The organism is Microbacterium umsixpiens, from assembly GCF_053543675.1.
Genome location: NZ_JBLVOH010000154.1, coordinates 8,588 through 9,969 on the forward strand (window position 1 = coordinate 8,588; position 1,382 = coordinate 9,969).

The following is a 1,382-nucleotide window of genomic DNA, read 5'->3' on the forward strand; positions in this document are numbered from 1 at the left end:
CTGTGCGAACCGCGCGGCCGTCCGACGGCACCGGGCGCGGGCCTGACACCACCGCTCAGGCGGTCTGCCCGGAGTGCTTGCCCTCGCCGATCTCTTCGACGAGCTTCGCGTTGAACGCAGGCAGGTCGTCGGGAGTGCGGCTGGAGACGAGGCCCTCGTCCACGACGACCTCCTCGTCGACCCAGCTCGCCCCGGCGTTTCGGAGGTCGGTCGTCAGGCTCGGGTAGCTGGTGAGCGTCCGGCCGTCCACGACACCGGCCTCGATGAGGATCCAGGCACCGTGGCAGATCACGCCCACGGGCTTGTGCTGCTCGAAGAAGGACCGCGCCAGGGCGATCGACGGCTTGTCGAGGCGCAGGTGGTCGGCGTTCACGACACCGCCGGGGAGCACGAGCGCGTCGAACTGGTCGGCCGACGCGTCGGAGGCGAGGAGATCCACGGCCTGCTCGTGACCGTTCTTCCCGGTGATCGCGGCGCCATCCGGGGCGATCAGCGTCGCGCTCGCGCCCTCGGCGGTCACCGCATCCCACGGGCTGGTGAGCTCGCTGTCCTCGAATCCGTCCGTCGCCAGGAATGCCACTCGGTTGCCGGTGAGGGTCATGGTTCGTCGTCCTTTCGTGGAGGGTCGTCCGCGGGGAGCGGACGAGTAGACCCTCTCCCGGGACACCCGAATGGGGGAAGGGGGTGGCCACTGCGAGGAGCCGGTGATACAGGAGAAGCCGTCGTCTCCGGAGCGCTCCCCTCGGAATCCGCTGCGGCAGCAGTAGCATCCAGACATGCGCGTTCGTCCTGCTCTCGTCCTCCTGCCGATGCTCGTTCTGCTCGCGGCCTGCGCCCCCGAGCCGGCTCCGAGCCCGTCACCGTCGACGTCGGAGACATCTGGGACGGCGTCGCCCACTCCCACGCCGTCGCAGACAGCCACGCCGACACCGGACCCGACGGAGGCCGCCTCGGAGTTCACCGGTTCCCAGCTCGTGAAGCTCTGCACCGAGAAGACGCGCAGCCTGGCACCGGACGCGACCTACTACGCCGACATGGCGACCACCGAGTGGCTTGCGGAGAAGTCCCTCTGGTTCGTCGTCATCCCCAAGACGCTGGACGGCCAGGACAGCGTCGCGGTGTGCGCGATCGGCGGTACCCCGAAAGCCCCGACGTTCGAACTCGAAGGCGAGACGCTGCCCAGTGGCGTGGCCGACATCCGCGCGGAACTGCTGGCGGGTGAGCACGACGGCGAATCCTGAGACAGGTGCCGCCGCGCTCACCCTGCGGTGGGCCCCGTGGGGCTCGAACCCACGACCCGCGGATTAAAAGTCCGATGCTCTGCCAACTGAGCTAGAGGCCCCTGCTCAAAGTCTAGTGCGCACGACGAGGGGCCGTGGGGG

General features: G+C 69.3%; 2 protein-coding genes and 1 tRNA gene. 1 reads left to right on the forward strand and 2 read right to left on the reverse strand.

Going from position 1 to position 1,382, the window contains the following annotated elements; translation table 11 throughout:
• Positions 1-55: 55 nt before the first annotated feature.
• Positions 56-601, reverse strand: coding sequence for a type 1 glutamine amidotransferase domain-containing protein (locus ACNPM4_RS15285; RefSeq protein ID WP_448986247.1), 546 nt, complete (start codon positions 599-601; stop codon positions 56-58).
• Between the two features lie 175 nt (positions 602-776).
• On the opposite strand from ACNPM4_RS15285, the gene ACNPM4_RS15290 reads away from it, so the two are divergent.
• The gene (locus ACNPM4_RS15290; protein ID WP_448986249.1) at positions 777-1,241 is read left to right on the forward strand and encodes a hypothetical protein; all 465 of its coding nucleotides are present in this window, start codon (positions 777-779) and stop codon (positions 1,239-1,241) included.
• Between the two features lie 28 nt (positions 1,242-1,269).
• On the opposite strand, the gene ACNPM4_RS15295 is transcribed toward ACNPM4_RS15290, so the two are convergent.
• Positions 1,270-1,342, reverse strand: a tRNA-Lys gene (locus ACNPM4_RS15295).
• Positions 1,343-1,382: the final 40 nt, after the last annotated feature.